Source organism: Verrucomicrobiia bacterium (assembly GCA_019634635.1).
GTDB lineage: Bacteria > Verrucomicrobiota > Verrucomicrobiia > Limisphaerales > UBA9464 > UBA9464.
The window spans coordinates 88,033-103,921 of sequence record JAHCBB010000002.1 but is presented as its reverse complement, the minus strand read 5'-3'; the positions used below and the strand labels follow the sequence as shown (position 1 = coordinate 103,921).

17 protein-coding genes are annotated in these 15,889 nt (G+C 66.0%); 10 read left to right on the top strand and 7 right to left on the bottom strand.

What is annotated here, in order from left to right:
- Window position 1: 1 nt before the first annotated feature.
- The 3 genes from KF791_01800 to KF791_01790 are packed head-to-tail and all read left to right on the top strand — an operon-like array spanning window position 2 to window position 3,997.
- A complete protein-coding gene (locus KF791_01800; GenBank protein ID MBX3731309.1) occupies window positions 2–1,561 on the top strand; it encodes an NADH-quinone oxidoreductase subunit M in 1,560 nt (519 codons plus the stop codon).
- A complete protein-coding gene (locus KF791_01795; protein MBX3731308.1) occupies window positions 1,558–3,048 on the top strand; it encodes an NADH-quinone oxidoreductase subunit N in 1,491 nt (496 codons plus the stop codon). The genes KF791_01800 and KF791_01795 overlap by 4 nt, the downstream gene beginning before the upstream one ends.
- A gap of 22 nt (window positions 3,049–3,070) precedes the next feature.
- A complete protein-coding gene (locus tag KF791_01790) occupies window positions 3,071–3,997 on the top strand; it encodes an alpha/beta hydrolase (protein ID MBX3731307.1) in 927 nt (308 codons plus the stop codon).
- A gap of 63 nt (window positions 3,998–4,060) precedes the next feature.
- On the opposite strand, the gene KF791_01785 is transcribed toward KF791_01790, so the two are convergent.
- The 7 genes from KF791_01785 to KF791_01755 all read right to left on the bottom strand — a co-directional run bounded on the left by KF791_01785 (window position 4,061) and on the right by KF791_01755 (window position 10,409).
- Complete coding sequence (locus tag KF791_01785) at window positions 4,061–4,333, bottom strand: DUF3303 family protein (GenBank protein ID MBX3731306.1); 273 nt, start codon at window positions 4,331–4,333, stop codon at window positions 4,061–4,063.
- A 37-nt stretch (window positions 4,334–4,370) separates the two neighbouring features.
- Window positions 4,371–5,258: an endonuclease/exonuclease/phosphatase family protein gene (locus tag KF791_01780; protein MBX3731305.1), complete on the bottom strand. Its 888-nt coding sequence runs from the start codon at window positions 5,256–5,258 to the stop codon at window positions 4,371–4,373.
- Between the two features lie 222 nt (window positions 5,259–5,480).
- On the bottom strand, window positions 5,481–5,678 hold the full coding sequence (locus KF791_01775; protein MBX3731304.1) for a hypothetical protein: 198 nt from the start codon (window positions 5,676–5,678) through the stop codon (window positions 5,481–5,483).
- A 9-nt stretch (window positions 5,679–5,687) separates the two neighbouring features.
- Entirely contained in the window at window positions 5,688–6,758 is a 1,071-nt protein-coding gene (locus tag KF791_01770) for a 3-deoxy-7-phosphoheptulonate synthase (protein MBX3731303.1), read from the bottom strand.
- Window positions 6,759–6,834: 76 nt separating this feature from the next.
- Window positions 6,835–8,157 (bottom strand): hypothetical protein, encoded by a 1,323-nt coding sequence (locus tag KF791_01765; protein ID MBX3731302.1) that lies wholly within the window; start codon window positions 8,155–8,157, stop codon window positions 6,835–6,837.
- 181 nt (window positions 8,158–8,338) lie between these two features.
- On the bottom strand, window positions 8,339–9,097 hold the full coding sequence (locus KF791_01760; protein MBX3731301.1) for a nucleotidyltransferase family protein: 759 nt from the start codon (window positions 9,095–9,097) through the stop codon (window positions 8,339–8,341).
- 82 nt (window positions 9,098–9,179) lie between these two features.
- Window positions 9,180–10,409, bottom strand: coding sequence for a 2,3-bisphosphoglycerate-independent phosphoglycerate mutase (locus KF791_01755; protein MBX3731300.1), 1,230 nt, complete (start codon window positions 10,407–10,409; stop codon window positions 9,180–9,182).
- 122 nt (window positions 10,410–10,531) lie between these two features.
- On the opposite strand from KF791_01755, the gene lipA reads away from it, so the two are divergent.
- The 7 genes from lipA to KF791_01720 all read left to right on the top strand — a co-directional run bounded on the left by lipA (window position 10,532) and on the right by KF791_01720 (window position 15,838).
- Window positions 10,532–11,491, top strand: coding sequence for a lipoyl synthase (lipA, locus tag KF791_01750; protein MBX3731299.1), 960 nt, complete (start codon window positions 10,532–10,534; stop codon window positions 11,489–11,491).
- A gap of 47 nt (window positions 11,492–11,538) precedes the next feature.
- Window positions 11,539–11,808: a hypothetical protein gene (locus KF791_01745; GenBank protein ID MBX3731298.1), complete on the top strand. Its 270-nt coding sequence runs from the start codon at window positions 11,539–11,541 to the stop codon at window positions 11,806–11,808.
- A 19-nt stretch (window positions 11,809–11,827) separates the two neighbouring features.
- A complete protein-coding gene (locus KF791_01740) occupies window positions 11,828–12,634 on the top strand; it encodes a TatD family hydrolase (protein ID MBX3731297.1) in 807 nt (268 codons plus the stop codon).
- Between the two features lie 83 nt (window positions 12,635–12,717).
- Window positions 12,718–13,656 (top strand): branched-chain amino acid ABC transporter permease, encoded by a 939-nt coding sequence (locus tag KF791_01735; protein ID MBX3731296.1) that lies wholly within the window; start codon window positions 12,718–12,720, stop codon window positions 13,654–13,656.
- Window positions 13,656–14,435, top strand: a complete 780-nt coding sequence (locus tag KF791_01730; GenBank protein ID MBX3731295.1) for an ABC transporter ATP-binding protein — start codon at window positions 13,656–13,658, stop codon at window positions 14,433–14,435. Before KF791_01735 ends, KF791_01730 begins: the two co-directional genes overlap by 1 nt.
- Window positions 14,428–15,135 carry an ABC transporter ATP-binding protein gene (locus KF791_01725; GenBank protein ID MBX3731294.1) on the top strand — a complete coding sequence of 236 codons (708 nt, stop codon included), beginning with the start codon at window positions 14,428–14,430 and terminating at the stop codon, window positions 15,133–15,135. The genes KF791_01730 and KF791_01725 overlap by 8 nt, the downstream gene beginning before the upstream one ends.
- A 247-nt stretch (window positions 15,136–15,382) precedes the next feature.
- Window positions 15,383–15,838: an Hsp20/alpha crystallin family protein gene (locus KF791_01720; protein MBX3731293.1), complete on the top strand. Its 456-nt coding sequence runs from the start codon at window positions 15,383–15,385 to the stop codon at window positions 15,836–15,838.
- Window positions 15,839–15,889: the final 51 nt, after the last annotated feature.

The window sequence follows — 15,889 nt, the reverse complement described above, 5'->3', positions numbered from 1 at the left end:
CATGTCCCCGCTCACGCTGCTTCCCCTGCTTCCCCTCCTCGGCGCCCTGACGGTCCTGATGCTCCCCCGGCACCTGGCGGCCGCCTGGCGCGGCGTGGCGCTGGGAGTCACCGGGGTGACCGTGCTGATTGCCACCACCGTGTTTGTGGGATTTCCGGTGGGCCACGCCGGTTATCATCTCGGAGCGGTTCATGAGTGGATTCCCGCCCTGGGGCTGAATTACCGGGTGGGTGTGGACGGACTCAGCGTCGGACTGGTCTTCGTGGCATCCCTGGTGTCGTTTGCCGCCGCCTGGATCTCGGAGGAGATCCGGGACCAGTGCCGTCTCTACTATGTCCTGCTGCTCCTCATCGTCGCCGGCGTCTTCGGCGCCCTGATCTCGCTCGACCTCTTCTTCCTCTACTTCTTCAACGAGCTGGCGCTGGTGCCGACGTTCCTGATGATCGGCATCTGGGGACGGGGCGAGGACCGCACCGCGGTGACGTTCCAGATCACGCTCTACCTCTCGCTGGGTGCCCTGGTCGCCCTCGCCGGACTGGTGTGCCTTTACGCACTCTCCGGGGCCAACACCCTCGACGTGGTCGCCCTGTCGGCCTGGCTACGGGAGCACCCGCTGCCAGCCCCGTCACAAGTGCTGATTTTTGGGTTGCTGCTCTTCGGATTCGGCACGTTGGTCGGGCTCTGGCCGTTCCACAGTTGGGCGCCCGCCGGCTACGCCGCGGCGCCCACGGCAACGGCGATGCTGCATGCCGGCCTCCTCAAAAAAATCGGGGCTCTCGCCCTGCTGCGTGCCGCCTTTCCCCTCCTGCCCGAAGGGGTTGCGGCCTGGACCCGGGTCCTCGCCATCCTCTGTCTCGGAAACCTGCTCTATTGCGGCTGGGTCGCGATGCGGCAGCGGGATCTCAACCTGCTCTTCGGCAACTCCAGCCTGGCCCACATGGGGTTTGTCTTCCTCGGACTGGCCAGCGTGAGTCTCATTGGCATCACCGGAGCGGTGGTGGTCATGGTGGCGCATGCGCTGCTCGCCCCGCTGGAATTCGCCCTCGGCGGCCACCTGCGCCGCCAGACCGGCACCCTTGATCTTGGGAGCCTCGGTGGCCTGATGCGCACCATGCCATTCATTGGCGCGGCCTTGGTGGCGGCCCTTCTTGCCGGGTGTGGCGTCCCCGGGTTCGCGAGCTTTGCCGGCGAACTGACCGTGATGTTCGGCGTGTGGAAGGCACTTCCCTGGTTCGTGGTCGCCGCAGCCTGGGGCGGGCTGATCCTGGGCGGCGTGTACATGCTCCGGGCCATCCGCGAGGTGGCCCACGGACCGGCCCCCGAAACCGGGGCCGCCGGCGGGGACGTCACCTGGACCGGCCGTGTGCCCTACTTGGTGCTGCTCCTGCCAATGATCTTCTTCGGCGTGGCGCCGTTCACCCTGGTGGACCGCATCCGGCCCAGCGCTGCGTGGGTTGTCGAGCGCGCCCGGCCGTCCGCGGCGCCGGACCCCGCCGTCGTCACCTCCGTCGTGGCAATCGCACCGCCTGCGTCCGGCCACCCGACTCCCGTGTCCCGATGAACTCCTCGCTGCTTGCCATCGAAATTCTGGTCGCCCTGTTGGGCCTGGGCGTCCTGCTGGCCGATCTGTGGGTGGCGCCGGCAGCGCGGCGCGGCCTGGCCTACGTGGCCGCCACGGGACTGCTCCTCATCCTCACGCTCCACGGGGGCGCCCTGGCGCCGGACGACCACACGGCATTTGGCGGGATGTTTTTGGTGGACGCCCTGTCCAATTTTTTCAAGGGACTGTTCCTGATCGCCGCAATCGTCGTGCTGCTCATCGCCGCCGGATACGCCGACCGCTTCGACGGCTTCGGCGAGTACGTGGCACTGACGCTCTTTGCCCTGACCGGAATGCTTCTGGCGGCGTCGGCGAACGATTTCATCCTGATGTTCGTCTCGCTCGAACTCATCACCGTCACCTTTTACGTGCTCGTCAGCTTCCAGCGCCGCCGTCAGGCGTCCCTGGAGGCGGGCGTGAAGTACCTTGTGTTCGGGGCCCTGGCCGCCGCGTTCATGGTGTACGGCATCGCCTTGATTTTCGGGGCGGCCAATACCACAAACTTCTACGAGATTGCCGCCCGTCAGGATTCCCTCGGGCAGTCCCCGGTTTTCCTCATCGGACTGCTGCTCACCCTGGTCGGCCTCGGTTTCAAGATCTCCGCAGTGCCGTTCCAGCTTTGGACTCCCGACGTGTACCAGGGCGCTCCGGCCCCAACCGCCGCCCTGCTGGCCACGGGGTCCAAGGCGGCCGGTTTCGTGCTGGTCGTGCGCCTGGCGCACAGCGTGGTGCCCGAGGTGGCCGCCCGATGGACGGCCCTGATCCTCGCGTTTGCGATGGCCACGATGCTCTACGGAAGCCTCTGTGCCCTTGCCCAGCGCAGCGTGAAGCGGCTCATGGGGTACAGCTCCATCGCCAACGCCGGCTACATTCTCCTCGGGGTCGCCGCCGCCGGCATCACCGGCTCCAGCGCGGTGCTCTATTTCCTCGCCGCCTACGTCTTCACCACGCTGGCCGCGTTTGCGGTGATTGCGCAGGTCACTGCCCCGGACGATCAGGATGACGTCAGCGTTTTTGCCGGACTCGGCCGCCGCTCTCCAGTCCTGGCCACCGTCATGACCCTCGCCCTCGTGAGTCTTGCCGGGGTGCCGCCGCTCGCCGGGTTCTTCGCCAAGTTCTACCTTTTCAAGGCCGCCGCGCTCGAGGTCGGCACCAGCCGCCTCTTCCTTGTCGCCATCCTCGTCGCCTGCTTCTCCGTCGTCCTGTCGCTGTACTATTACTTCAACATCGTCCGGACGATGTACTGGTCCGCGCAGGATGCCGTGGATCGTCCCGTCCGCGTACCGATGGCCTCCGCCATCGGGATCGCCGTTTGCGTCGCCGGGATGGTCGGCATCGGTTGCTTCCCCGGGGGCGTCATCAACATGGCTCGCGAGGCGGTCGCCGGGCTGGGATCGCCGCCGCCCGCGATGCACACGCCGGCACCCCACACGGCGGGAACCCGCTGACCCCGCTCGTCTGGAGTCCCCGATGTCGTCGCTGCGGTGGTTGCCATGCTGGGTCCTCCTGACGTTTGCGTTGAACCTCAGGGCGCCCGGTCAGTCCGACGCCGGCACGGCTCTCCTGCCCATTGAGGCAAGGGTGACGCACGGCTTCGCCACCAACAACGGCGTCCGCCTCCATTACGCCCGCCTCGGCGAGGGGCCCCTGGTCGTCCTCATCCACGGCTTTCCCGATTTCTGGCTCACATGGCGCGGGGTGATGGAGGCGCTCGCCGGGGACTACGAGGTCGTCGCCTACGATCAGCGCGGCTTCAACCTGAGCGACCGCCCCGGGGGCGAGGCCGCCTACGACATGGCCGAGCTCGTCTCGGATCTGGGGGCGGTGATCCGGGCGCGTGGACGCGACCGCGCTGTGGTGATCGGGCACGACTGGGGCGGCGCCGTGGCCTGGATGGCTGCGCAACGGCATCCGGAATGGGTCGAACGTCTGGTCATTTTGAACCTGCCTCATCCCCGCGGGCTGGCCCGTGAGCTGGCGAACAACCCCGAGCAGCAGGCGGCGAGCGCCTACGCCCGGCGATTCCAGCAGCCCGGTGCCGCGATGGCGCTGACCGCCGAGGGACTCGCCTTCTGGGTGACGGAGCCTCCGGTGAAGGCCCGGTACATCGAAGCGTTCCGCAGATCGGATTTTGAGGCGCTGATGGCCTACTACCGGCGCAATTACCCCCGCGAGCCCTACGTCGAGGATCCTTCACCGTTGGTGAAGGTGCCGTGCCCGGTGCTGATGATCCACGGCCTTGCAGACACCGCGCTGCTCTCCCCGGCGCTCAACGGCAACTGGGACTTCGTCGAAAAAGATCTGACACTGGTCACCATTCCCGGGGCAGGACATTTCGTCCAGCAGGACGCCCCGGAACTGGTGCAGCGCAGCCTCCGGGCCTGGCTGAACCGCTGACGCCGGACGCCACGGACGTTCCACGCTGGCCCGGGCCAGTCTGTTGACCCGGAATCGCGGTGTTCATGACTTGGTTTGCAGGTAGGTCTGCCATCCCAGGTCGCTGGGCACCGCCGGGAAAAGGTCGAAGGTCACCTCCGGCCAGTCCGCGGTATACTGCAGGATCGCCGTGGCGTCGTCGGTTTCGAAATGCACGATGGCCCTCCCACCCTGCACATCGAGGTAGCTCTGCACATTCTTGAAAGACGGTGGATACCGGTAACTGCGGCGGCGGGAGGCGAGCTCCGAAAGGGTTCTGGAATCCTTCGGAAACACGGCAAGGGCGATGTAGTGCATGGTCTGAGGTTCCTCTGGCTTTGGTGGTGATCCGGGCTTACCCGAGGGTAAGCCATGCGGCCACGGGAAAGTGATCACTCGGCCACTGACCATCGCGCTCGAAGGTCACAATCTCCGTGGCCCGCACCGAGGCCGGGCCACGAGTCAGGATCCAGTCAATCCGCTGGCCATCCGCCCGGGCCTTCTGAAATCCGTTGAACGAGTTCATGGCTTCATTCCGACGCACCGCGGCGGTGGTCCATGTGTCCGTCAGGCCCCCGTCGCGAACCAGCAGGTCGTAGACCGGGTTCTTGCCGGCCACGGCATTGAAGTCCCCCACCAGCAGCAACGGCGTGGCGGCCGGGGCATCGGCCCGGATCCGGTCGAGGATCAGCGCCGCCGCCTTCTCCCGCGCCGGTTGCAGGGCGTGGTCGAGGTGCGTGTTCCAAAAATTGAAGTTCCTGCCCGTCCGCCGGTCGCGAAACAGCACCCAGGTGACCATGCGCCGGTTGGTGTTGCCCCAGGTGGAAGACCCCATCACCAGCGGCGTATCCGAAAGCCAGAAATGATCGTACTCGAGCGGCTCAAAACGATCGCGCCGGTAGAAGATGGCCATGAACTCACCCCGGCTGCCGCCATCACGTCCGAGGCCGATCCAGTCGAGATCCGGCTGATCCGCCGCGATTTCCTGGAGCTGCCCGTACAAACCCTCCTGGGTGCCCATGACATCGGGCTTCAATTCCTGCAGCAGGGCACGCATCACCGGACGCCGCACCGGCCACGCATTCTCGCCGGTCGCGCTCGCGTAGCGGAGATTGTAGGTGACCACGCACATCTCCCCCAGGACTGGCACGGATTCCGCGCCATGCGATTTCAGCGGACGCAGGGAGGCAGCGGCAGCGGCGGCAACCGCTGTGGAGCCGAGAAAGTGTCTGCGGGAGAGCATGGCGCGAGCCTCCCGCCAGTCCCAATGTCCGTCAATCACCCAGTCCCTTGCCCTGATCCCGCCCTGCAGTGCCATCAGGCGCCCGGTTGATCACCGCATCCGTGGGACGGTCGCCCGCCCACCGCGTCCACGGTTGAAGCGCTCCACACGACTCGAATGGACACGTGCTCCGCCCGCACCGAGTTCCCGCCAGTCCGAGGGATGTCTGGCCGCGTCGCCGGGCTAGAGCGCCGGGAGGGGCGGAAGGATGCCCTGACGGGCGAGCAGCCACCAAGCCGCGACGGCCACCGCCAGTCCGGCCGCGAGCCAGAACAAGAGGATCAGCAGGGACTTGGTGACCTTCCAGACCACCACGAGCCCGCAGAGGGCCGCCACGGCAAGCCCCACCGCGACTGCGATGTTCTGAGGTTCGGTCCCCATGGCAGGCGGTCAGGCCCGGACCGCCACCCGACGCTCGGCCCGAAGCCGTTCGGCGCCATGCCTCAACATGCGCTCCGTCGCCTCCCAGCCAAGGCAGGCGTCCGTCAATGACACGCCATACCTCAACTCGGCCGGGGATTTCGGCATGGGTTGATTGCCCTCGCTGAGATGGCTTTCCACCATGACCCCGATCAACGGTTCGCAACCCTCCACACGCTGGGAAATCAGGTTCTGCCAGACCTCCTCCTGGCGGGCGTGCTGCTTGGCCGAATTGGCATGGGAACAATCCACCATCAAGCCAGGCGGCAGTCCCGCCCGTCGCAACTGGTCCGCGGCATCCGCGATGCTGGCCGCGTCGAAATTCGTCCGGGCCCGGCCGCCGCGCAGCACCACATGGCCGTCAGGGTTGCCCGTCGTGCGCACCACCGACACGCATCCATCCTGGTCAATGCCGAGGAAATGGTGCGGATGCCGGGCGGATAACATGGCGTCCATCGCGGTTTGGAGGGATCCATCGGTCCCGTTTTTGAAGCCCACCGGCATGGACAGGCCGCTGGCCATCTCCCGGTGGGTCTGACTCTCGGTCGTGCGCGCCCCAATGGCCGCCCAGCTCACCAGTTCGGCGATGTACTGGGGAACCACAGGGTCCAGAAACTCGGTGCCGGCAGGGAGTCCGAGCCCGTTCACCGCCAGCAACAACCGGCGCGCCATGCGAATTCCGGTGTCCACGTCGTAGCTTCCGTCCAGGTGGGGATCATTGATGAGGCCCTTCCACCCGATGGTCGTGCGGGGCTTTTCGAAATAGACGCGCATCACCAGGTAAAGCTGATCCCGGACGTGCTCGCGCAGGGCGACCAGGCGGCGCGCGTACTCCATGGCGCTGTTCGGGTCGTGAATGGAACACGGACCCAGCACCACGAGCAGGCGGGGATCCTCACCGCGAAGGATGCGCTGCACCGTGGCACGTCCCTCGACCACCGTTGCGGTGGATGCCGCGTCCATGGGCAGCTCGCCCTTCAACAGCCGCGGCGCCAGCAAACGGCGGTTGCTGATGACGCGCAAATCACTCGTGGATTGCATTACGGCGGCAACCTAGCCGGGGTCGGTTCGGACCGGAAGAGGGGATTCGACACCCCGGATGGGTGCACGGAGCAGCTCAGGGCGCCTTGGATCCGGGCTGCGCTCCGGCCCGCCACGAGTCCGGCAGGTCGGGCTGCGTCGCCCGCAGGATCTCCAGCACCGCCTGGCGGTCCTCAGCAGTCAGGCGGTTCCACTCCGGTCCGGTGTCGCGTCCGGTGAGGATGTCCCAAAGCCGAGCATAGATCCGGTCCTTCAATGGCGCGGGCAGCTCCCGAAATGCCTCGGAATGGATGAGGTAACTGCACGGATGACGAAACAACCGGGACTTCAGGTCCAGATCGCGCAGCGAGCGGCCCCGGGCGTCCCGCAGCGCTCCGGAGGCAAAGTCACGCTCGAAGTCGGGACTCCCCATCACCGCATGGGTCAGCGGCGTCTCCTCGGTGAAGAGCAGGTAACGGAGGAAGGCCTCGAGCGGACTCTTGAGGTAGTTGCAGTGACCGTAGGCCTTGAGCTGAATTGTGGCCTCGTAGTTCAGCCGCGTCAGGAAGTTGTGCATGTGGAGCTGATGCTCCAGAACCATCAGGGCCACGATGTCACTGGTGGGCGCCAGGTATTGTCCGACGTCGAAATGCTCCGAAAAGGCGCTCAAATCCGGGCGATTGCCGGCAAAATTCGGCTCGGTCTTCTGCCGTTGGAAGGCGGCGGCGCCCACCAGGTTGCCGCGGTGGGACTGGTCCCCGTGCATGCCGGTGACAAACCACCCGCCCCATCGCTCCTCCAGCGGCGTGCGGTGGGTGATGCTCCCGGTTCCCGTCAACAGATCGGTCACTCCGCGCTCGTCGGTCTCGAAGGACCTTACGAGATGACCCGGCACCCCCATGGTTTTCCCCGCCGCATGGCATTCCAGGCAGGCGTCGGTCCGCACGAACCGTGGATTGGCCCCGTTGCGGTTCTCGAAGGTGTAAAACACCCCGCCCAGCTTCGGGTCTGCCATGGAAAACTCCAGCACTGGCGAACCCGGCACGTAGCCGACGTACACATCCTCACCGAAGTAGAGGGCCCTTGGGTTCCGGGGTGAGATGCGATCCCGCTGGAAGGAGGTCTTGGAAAAGACCAGGACCTGCGAGTTGGTGGAAATTTCCAGCGCCTCCAGAAGCGATGGCAGGTAGCCGTGTCGTGCCTCCCAAACCAGCGGGATTTCCCCGCGGTCAAGGCGGGCCTGCAGCCTGGGGATCGCACCGGTTGCCTCGGTCCGGCCGTACTGGAGGTTTTCCTCCTCGAAGGGCACTAGGTGCGTGGCGCCTTGAAAGTCCTGCGAACGGGCGCAGGCCGACGCCAGCGCCACGGCCAACATTCCGCACAGCCCCCGGAAAACCCCCTCCCACAATCTGGGACGCATGGACCCACGCTCGCAGATCCGGGGCTCCGGGTCTCGCCTTTCCTTGCCGGATCGCCCACCGGAATTGCAGCATGCGACGGACGATCCGCCCAGGAACCGGCAGGCCCGGCGGTCGGGTGAAGGGTTGACGGGTTTGCCGGACGGTCGGGCGACGGGCGTCCCGGCCCGGATCTCCCCCGCCTCAAGTGGCGCCGGATGCCGGCTGGAGCCGCGCAAGCACCGCTGGATCCCGCACATCCACCCATCGGCCCTCGATGGGCAGTCCCACGACGGGATGCCCATCGGCCACCATGGCGGCAATGGCATCCGTCAGCTCGTATTCGCCACGCGGCGATTTGTGGAGATTCGCGGTGTAGTCGAACAGGGAGGGACGGAACAGATAGATGCCGGCATTGTACCAGGCCGGTTGGCCCGGCTTCAGCCAGCCCGTGGCGCGCAAGGCTTCCAACTCGGCGGCGCCGGGCTTCTCCACAAGCCGCGTCAGACGAAACTGTCCGTCAAAGAAACTGAGTCCCCCCTGGGTGACGTCCTGCCCCCCGGTCACGGTGATCAGCCCGGCCCATGCCCCCTCACTCCACCGGTGGCGCATCCGCTGATAGGTGTCCGGGCGCACCAGAATGTCTCCATACGTCAGCAGGAAGTCCGAGTCCCCAACAAAGGGCCTGGCAACCTCTGGTGCCCGCCCCGTGCCGTCCTGAACTTCCTGACGCACATGGGCGATGCGTGCGCCCCAGCGGCTTCCATCGCCAAAGTGAGATTCGATGACCTCCGCCCGCCAGCCGGTGACGAGGCACACGTCGCGGATGCCTGCGGCAAGCACCCCCTCCAGGATGTGCTCCAGAATTGGACGCCCTCCGACCCGAAGCATCGGTTTGGGGCATTCCTCCGTCAGGCCACCCATGCGGGTGCCCCGTCCGGCGGCGAGAATTACGGCCTTCATGGACATTGGGCGGAGTCCGACTCGGGACGGGGGAGCGTCCGCGTGCGCCCACCCGGATCCCGTCGGCTTCGGCTCGGAGATCTCAGGCCCCGTATTTGTCGAACATCCTCCCGTTGGCCTGCATGAGCCGGATCAGGTATTTGGCCTCGAAGACCCCAAGGCTGCCCTGGTTGGCGCCGGTCTCGGTGAAGCGCAGCAGCTTGTCCGATCCACTGTATGCGGAATGCAGGAGGATGGGTTGTGGATGCCACGAGTGCCCCTTCAGTGCGCAGGGCGTGGAATGGTCGCCGGTGATCGCCAGCACATCGGGCTTGCGCGCCAGCAGAATCGGCAGCGCCGCGTCGAAGTCCTCGATCGCCCGCACCTTGGCCTCAAAGGCGCCGTCTTCGCCCGCCTTGTCCGTGTACTTGTAGTGGATGAAGAAGAAATCGTACTTCTCGTACTCCTGCACGTAACGCTCGAGCTGTTGGGCGATGGTTTCGGGTCCCTCGATCTTGTCCATGCCAACCAACTGGCTGAGACCCTTGTACATCGGGTACACGGCGAGCGCCGCCGCGCGAAGTCCATAACGCTGCTCAAACGTTGGGAGGTCCGGCTGGTGGGCAATCCCGCGCATCAGGAATCCGTTGGCCGGGTGTTCCCCGGCGAGCAGCGGCAGGGCCGCCTTGTAGAATTCCGCAATCAACCCGGCGACCTTCACCTGCCCCGGGTTTGCGGCATCCACCGGACGGGCTTGCGCAATGGGCAGGCCCTCCCGGTTGGGATCGGTGTCGGTCAAAGGCCCCTGAAGTCCCGCCCCTCGAAACACCACCACAAACCGGTGCTCCTTGCCCGGGTAGATCAGGACCTTCACGGCTCCCAGCTTCTTGATCTTCGTCGAAAGCAGGCGACACAGCCGCTCGCAAACTTCAGTGGCGATGCGGCCGGCGCGGCGATCGGTGACCAGGCCCTTGTCGTCGAGGGTGCAAAAGTTGGCCCGGGCGGCGACATCGCCACTCTTGAGCTCGATGCCCAGCCCAAGGGTCTCAATGACTCCGCGACCAACCTCCCATTCGATTGGATCGTATCCGAAAAGCCCCAGATGCCCTGGACCGGACCCCGGGGTGATGCCCGGAGCGACCGGGATCATCCGGCCCTGCGCACACCCCAAGGCCACCAGCCCGTCCAGATTCGGCGTGCGCGCGGCCTCCAACGGGGTCATCCAACCCTGTTCCCGGGTGGCGATATCGCCCAGTCCGTCGAGGACCACCAGCGCAAGTTTCGCCCCGGTCCTGACCTGCAACTTCGCGTAAATGCTGTCGAGGATGCTCATAGTTGACCGGGACAGGTTACGGACGTGGTTCGGGCGGTCAACCCGGGTTCCCGGAACCCGCGGGCCCGGCCCGGGCCTCCGGTTGCAAATTCCCCCGCGCGCCTCAACTCTGTTCCCGATTGATGGATGCCACGCCCCACGTTTCGCCTCCACCGGCGCCGCCCGTTGCCGCCCGTGCCCGGCTGCCCGCCTGGCTCAAGGTGCCCCTGCCTTCCTCGAATACTTTCACGCGCACGCGGCTGCTGCTGGCGGACCTGGCACTGCACACCGTTTGCGAAAGTGCCCGATGTCCGAACCATTGGGAATGCTGGAGCCGGGGTACGGCGACCTTCATGATCGCCGGCGACCGCTGCACGCGCGCCTGCGGGTTTTGCGCGGTGGACACCGCCCGGCCACTGGCCCTGGAGACCGACGAACCGGAACGGGTCGCCGAGGCAACCCGGCGGATGGAACTGGATCATGTCGTGATCACCGCCGTCGCCCGGGATGACCTGCCCGATGGGGGAGCCGACCATTTTCGGAGGACCATTGAAGCGGTACGTCTGGGAAATCCGGGCATCGTGATCGAGGTGCTCGTCCCCGACTTTCTGAATCGGGAGGCGTCACTGGACTGCGTGCTGTCCGCGCGGCCGGACATCTTCAACCACAACCTCGAGACGGTGAGGCGCCTCACTCCCGAAGTCCGGCACCGCGCCACCTACGACCGCTCGCTGACGGTTCTCCGGAAGGCCCGCGAACGTGCGGTCCGCCCCCTGCACACGAAATCCGGGCTCATGCTGGGCCTGGGCGAACAGCGCGACGAGGTCCTCGAAACCCTCCAGGACCTCCGGCGTGCCGGCGTGGAACTCCTCACCCTCGGACAGTACCTGCAGCCGACGCTCCGGCACCTGCCGGTGCGGGAGTTCGTGGACCCGCGGATCTTTGACGAATGGCGCGCCCTGGCCGGGACGATGGGATTTCTTCACGTGGCCAGCGGTCCCCTGGTGCGCAGTTCCTATCACGCCGACGAGTTCCGGCCCGCCGTCGCTCCACCCCCCAAACCCTCCGATCCCGTCAGGCACCCCCAACCGCCGCCCGCTTGAAGTCCCGGGACCCCCGGGACGTCAGAAACGGTCAACCGATATCCACCATGACACGCACCGAGGTGCTGGACCTCTATTATCTCGACGCCCGCTGCAAACTGATCGAACTCGCCGCGTTCCTGGACCGTGTGGACCGCAGCTCGGGCGATGCGGACTTTCGCCTCTCCGCATTTCGCAGCGCGCTGACCCACCTGGCCGGGCCGGCAGCAGGCCGGGCCGAAGCGGTGCTCCGGACGCTCAGCGATCCCACGGAGGTTCCGGTGGACAGGGCACCGGGCAAGGGCGCCGTCGGCGCCTGGCCGGGCACGCCGGTCTGAACCCGTTCAACAAGATCCCATGCGCTACATCGAGCCACACGGCCACATGGTCAGCCGGACCACTGACGATTACCTGGACATGGTCACCGCCGGGTGCGCCGCCGTCTGTGAACCTGCATTCTGGGCCGGGTTCGACCGCGGCTCGGTGGAGGGGTTCCGCGACTATTTTCGCCAGCTCACCGAGTATGAGCCCGCCAGGGCTGCGCGTTACGGACTCCCCCACTTCTGCTGGTTGTGCATCAATCCGAAGGAATCCGAGGATCCCGGGCTTGCCGCGGAGGTCCTCGGCATCATTCCGGAGTTCCTTGCGCGCCCGGGAGTGCTCGGCATCGGGGAAATCGGGCTCAACAAGAATTCTCGCAACGAGGTGCTCGTGCTCGAACAGCACGTGGACCTCGCGGCGCGCCTTGATCAATTGATCCTCGTCCATACCCCGCATCTGGAGGACAAGTTGAAAGGCACCCGGCTCATCCTCGATGTCCTGAAGGCCGACTCGCGGATCCGTCCGGAGCGGGTCCTGATTGACCATGTGGAGGAACACACCGTCCGGAGGGTTCTCGATCGCGGGCACTGGGCGGGCATGACGCTGTATCCGATCAGCAAATGCACGGCGGCACGCGCCGCAGACATCCTGGAGATGCACGGGAGCGAGCGGCTCTGGATGAATTCCGCGTGCGACTGGGGCGAAAGCATTCCGCTGGCGGTCCCGCGGGCGGCCCTGGAATTGCGGCGTCGCGGCTGGAGCGCCGACGCGGTGGACGCCGTCGTCTACCGCAATCCCATGCGGTTTCTCAGCCAGTCCCCAAAATTCACGCTGCCCGAGTGACGCCGGGTGCGCTGGTCACGTGCCGCCCGGATTTGAAGGCACCGCTTCCCCGCAATCGCCGGGTCCGATAGCGTCCGCGCGTGCTGCCCCGATCCCACCTATGGCTCCTGGTCGCCATCGCCGTTTCTGCGGTCGTGACGGCGGCGTCGGGGCGGCTGGATCCCTACTGGCTCGATGTCCTGCTCGGGGTGGGCATCAACATCATCCTTGCGGTGAGCCTCAACCTCATCAACGGGTTCACCGGCCAATTTTCGCTCGGGCATGCCGGATTCATGGCGGTGGGGGCCTACACCGCGGCGACGATCACCACCACTCTGGGGATCCGGCTCGGATGGCCGCCGGGCCTCCTGCGATGGGTCCTGTTTCCCTCCGGCCTTCTCGCTGGCGGATTGCTCGCGGCGGTCGCCGGCCTCGCCGTTGGCGCTCCGTCGCTTCGGCTCAAGGGGGACTACCTCGCCATCGTCACGCTCGGATTCGGCGAGATCATCAAGGTGATCCTCCAGAACGTGAAGGCGGTCGGGGGCGCCACCGGCCTGTATGGAATCCCCGCCTACACCAACCCCCTGTGGACTTATGCGTGGGCGGCACTGACTGTCTATGTGGTCTGGGGACTGCTGAATTCGACGTATGGGCGCGGCTTCGTGGCCGTGGCCGATGACGAGGTGGCCGCCGAGGCGATGGGACTCAACCCCACCCGCTACAAGATCCACGCCTTTGTGATCGGCGCCTTCTTCGCCGGAGTGGCCGGCGGGCTGTATGCCCACCTCAAAGGCTACATCAGTCCCAGCGGGTTCGACTTCAACAAGAGCATTGAGATTGTGGTCATGGTGATCCTCGGCGGACGTGGCCGCCACCTTGGGGTGATCCTGGCTGCGATCCTCCTGACGGTGGTCCAGGAGCCCCTCCGACGTCTGGGGGACTGGCGCATGATCCTCTACGCCGTGCTCCTGATCAGCCTGATGATCCTGCGCCCTCAAGGCCTGTTTACCTGGCCCGTCCGCCAGCGCCGGGCCGCCTCCTGATGCCCCCGCTCCTCGATCTGGACCAGGTCACGGTGCGCTTCGGCGGCCTCACCGCCGTCAGCGACGTGTCGGCCACCGTGGAGCCCGGCGAGCTTGTGGGTCTCATCGGACCCAATGGCGCCGGAAAAACGACGGTGTTCAACCTGATCACCGGGGTATACGCGCCGACCTCGGGGCGCATCGCGTTTGAGGGATGTCCCCTGACCGGGCTGAAGCCCTTCCAGATCACCCAGCGGGGAATTGCCCGGACCTTCCAGAACATCCGCCTGTTTCCGGGGCTGTCCGTCTTCGACAACGTCCGGGTCGCCTTCCACCTCCACCTCGCCCACGACGCGCTGCATTCCCTGACCCGGGGCCCCAAGTTCCAGGCCGAGGAGTCGGCGCTGAGGGAACGGACCCGGGAACTGCTGGAAATCTTCCGGCTGGAACGGGTGCGGGACGAACCGGCGCGCAGCCTCCCGTATGGGGATCAGCGCCGCCTGGAGATCCTTCGCGCCCTTGCGACCCGGCCCAGGTTGCTGCTCCTCGACGAACCGGCGGCGGGCATGAATCCCTCGGAAAAGGTGGAACTGATGCGCCTGATCCAGTTCATTCAGGAAAAGTTCGAACTGGCGATTCTCTTGGTGGAACACGACATGAAGGTGGTGATGGGGGTCTGCCGGCGCATCCATGTCCTGGAGTACGGACGCAAGATCGCCGAGGGAACTCCGGCGGAAATCCGGGCGAATCCCGCCGTCATCGCGGCCTACCTCGGACAGGAACCCACCCGAGATGCTTGAGGTTCGCCAGATCTCCGTCACCTACGGCGCCATCACGGCCCTTCATGACGTGTCCCTTCGGGTGGAGTCTGGGACGATGGTCACCTTGATCGGAGGCAATGGCGCCGGCAAGACGACCACGCTCCGGGCGATATCCGGCATGATGCGTCCCCGATCGGGCGAGGTCTGGTATGACGGCCGGAACATCACCGGAACCCCTCCGCACCGGCTTGTGGGGCAGGGTCTTTCCCATTGCCCGGAGGGGCGGATGGTCTTCGCCAATCTGACGGTCCGGGAGAATCTTCGCATGGGCGCCTACCTGCAGCGGGACCGAGACGTCATCCGAAGCGAGGAGGCGTTTGTCTTCGAGCTGTTTCCCAGGCTCCGGGAGCGCGAGGGGCAACTTGCGGGGACCCTCAGCGGCGGCGAGCAGCAAATGCTCGCCATTGGCCGGGCGCTCATGAGCCGGCCCCGCTGTCTCCTCCTCGACGAACCGTCGCTTGGAATCGCCCCATTGCTCGTGCGCCAGATCTTCGACCGGATCGTTGAGCTGAACCGCCAGCGCCAGCTGACCATCCTGCTTGTGGAACAGAACGCCAACCTCGCCCTCGAGATCTCCCACCAAGGCTATGTCCTCGAAGCCGGGCGCATCCAACTCTCGGGCGATGCCGCCCGGCTGCGCGCCGATCCCCGGGTCCGGGACGCCTACCTCGGCGCCTGAAACATGACGCCCTGATCCCGGCTCAAGGGCCTTCGGCCCTGGATCCGTCGCCCTTTGTGCCACGGTGTTACCCAAATCCCGGCGCCTCTGAGAATCCCTGTCCCAGCGGGTCGCCACCGCGGTAGCCGTGGCGCATAAAAACCGTTGATGACGAGAGAATTACAACAGCTGATCAACCGGCATTCTCCCTGCACTCGTCCGGGTTGTCGTTTGACAACTCACTGAAGCAACAGAAAGGAACACCAACATGAGCTCCCTGACTACCCGTCGTCCTCAATCCTATAATGCGAGCCCGCTCGCCTCGCTGCTCAATCTCAGCCGCGATTTCGACCGGCTGTTTGAGTCCCCGCTGGGCATCCGCCGGGGGGACGAGTCCTTCGCGCCCGCACTGGAGGTTCGTGAAGACAGCGACAACGTCACCATTCACGTCGAGCTTCCCGGCGTGGACAAAAAGGACGTGAGCGTTTCCATCCATGACGGCGTGCTGACCATCGCCGGCGAGCGGAAGCAGGAGCAGGAGGTCAAGGAGGGCGAATACGTCCGGACCGAGCGCTACTACGGTCGGTTCGAACGCCAGGTGGGACTGACCCAACCTGTGGTCTCCGACAAGGTGAAGGCCGCCTACAAGGACGGGGTGCTCACGATCACCCTCCCCAAAGCTGCCGAGGCCAAGCCCAAGACCATTGACATCGCCTCCAGCTGAAGGCGACGGAATCCGGGGCCCCGACGCGAATCGGGGCGCTTGGGCCCGCGG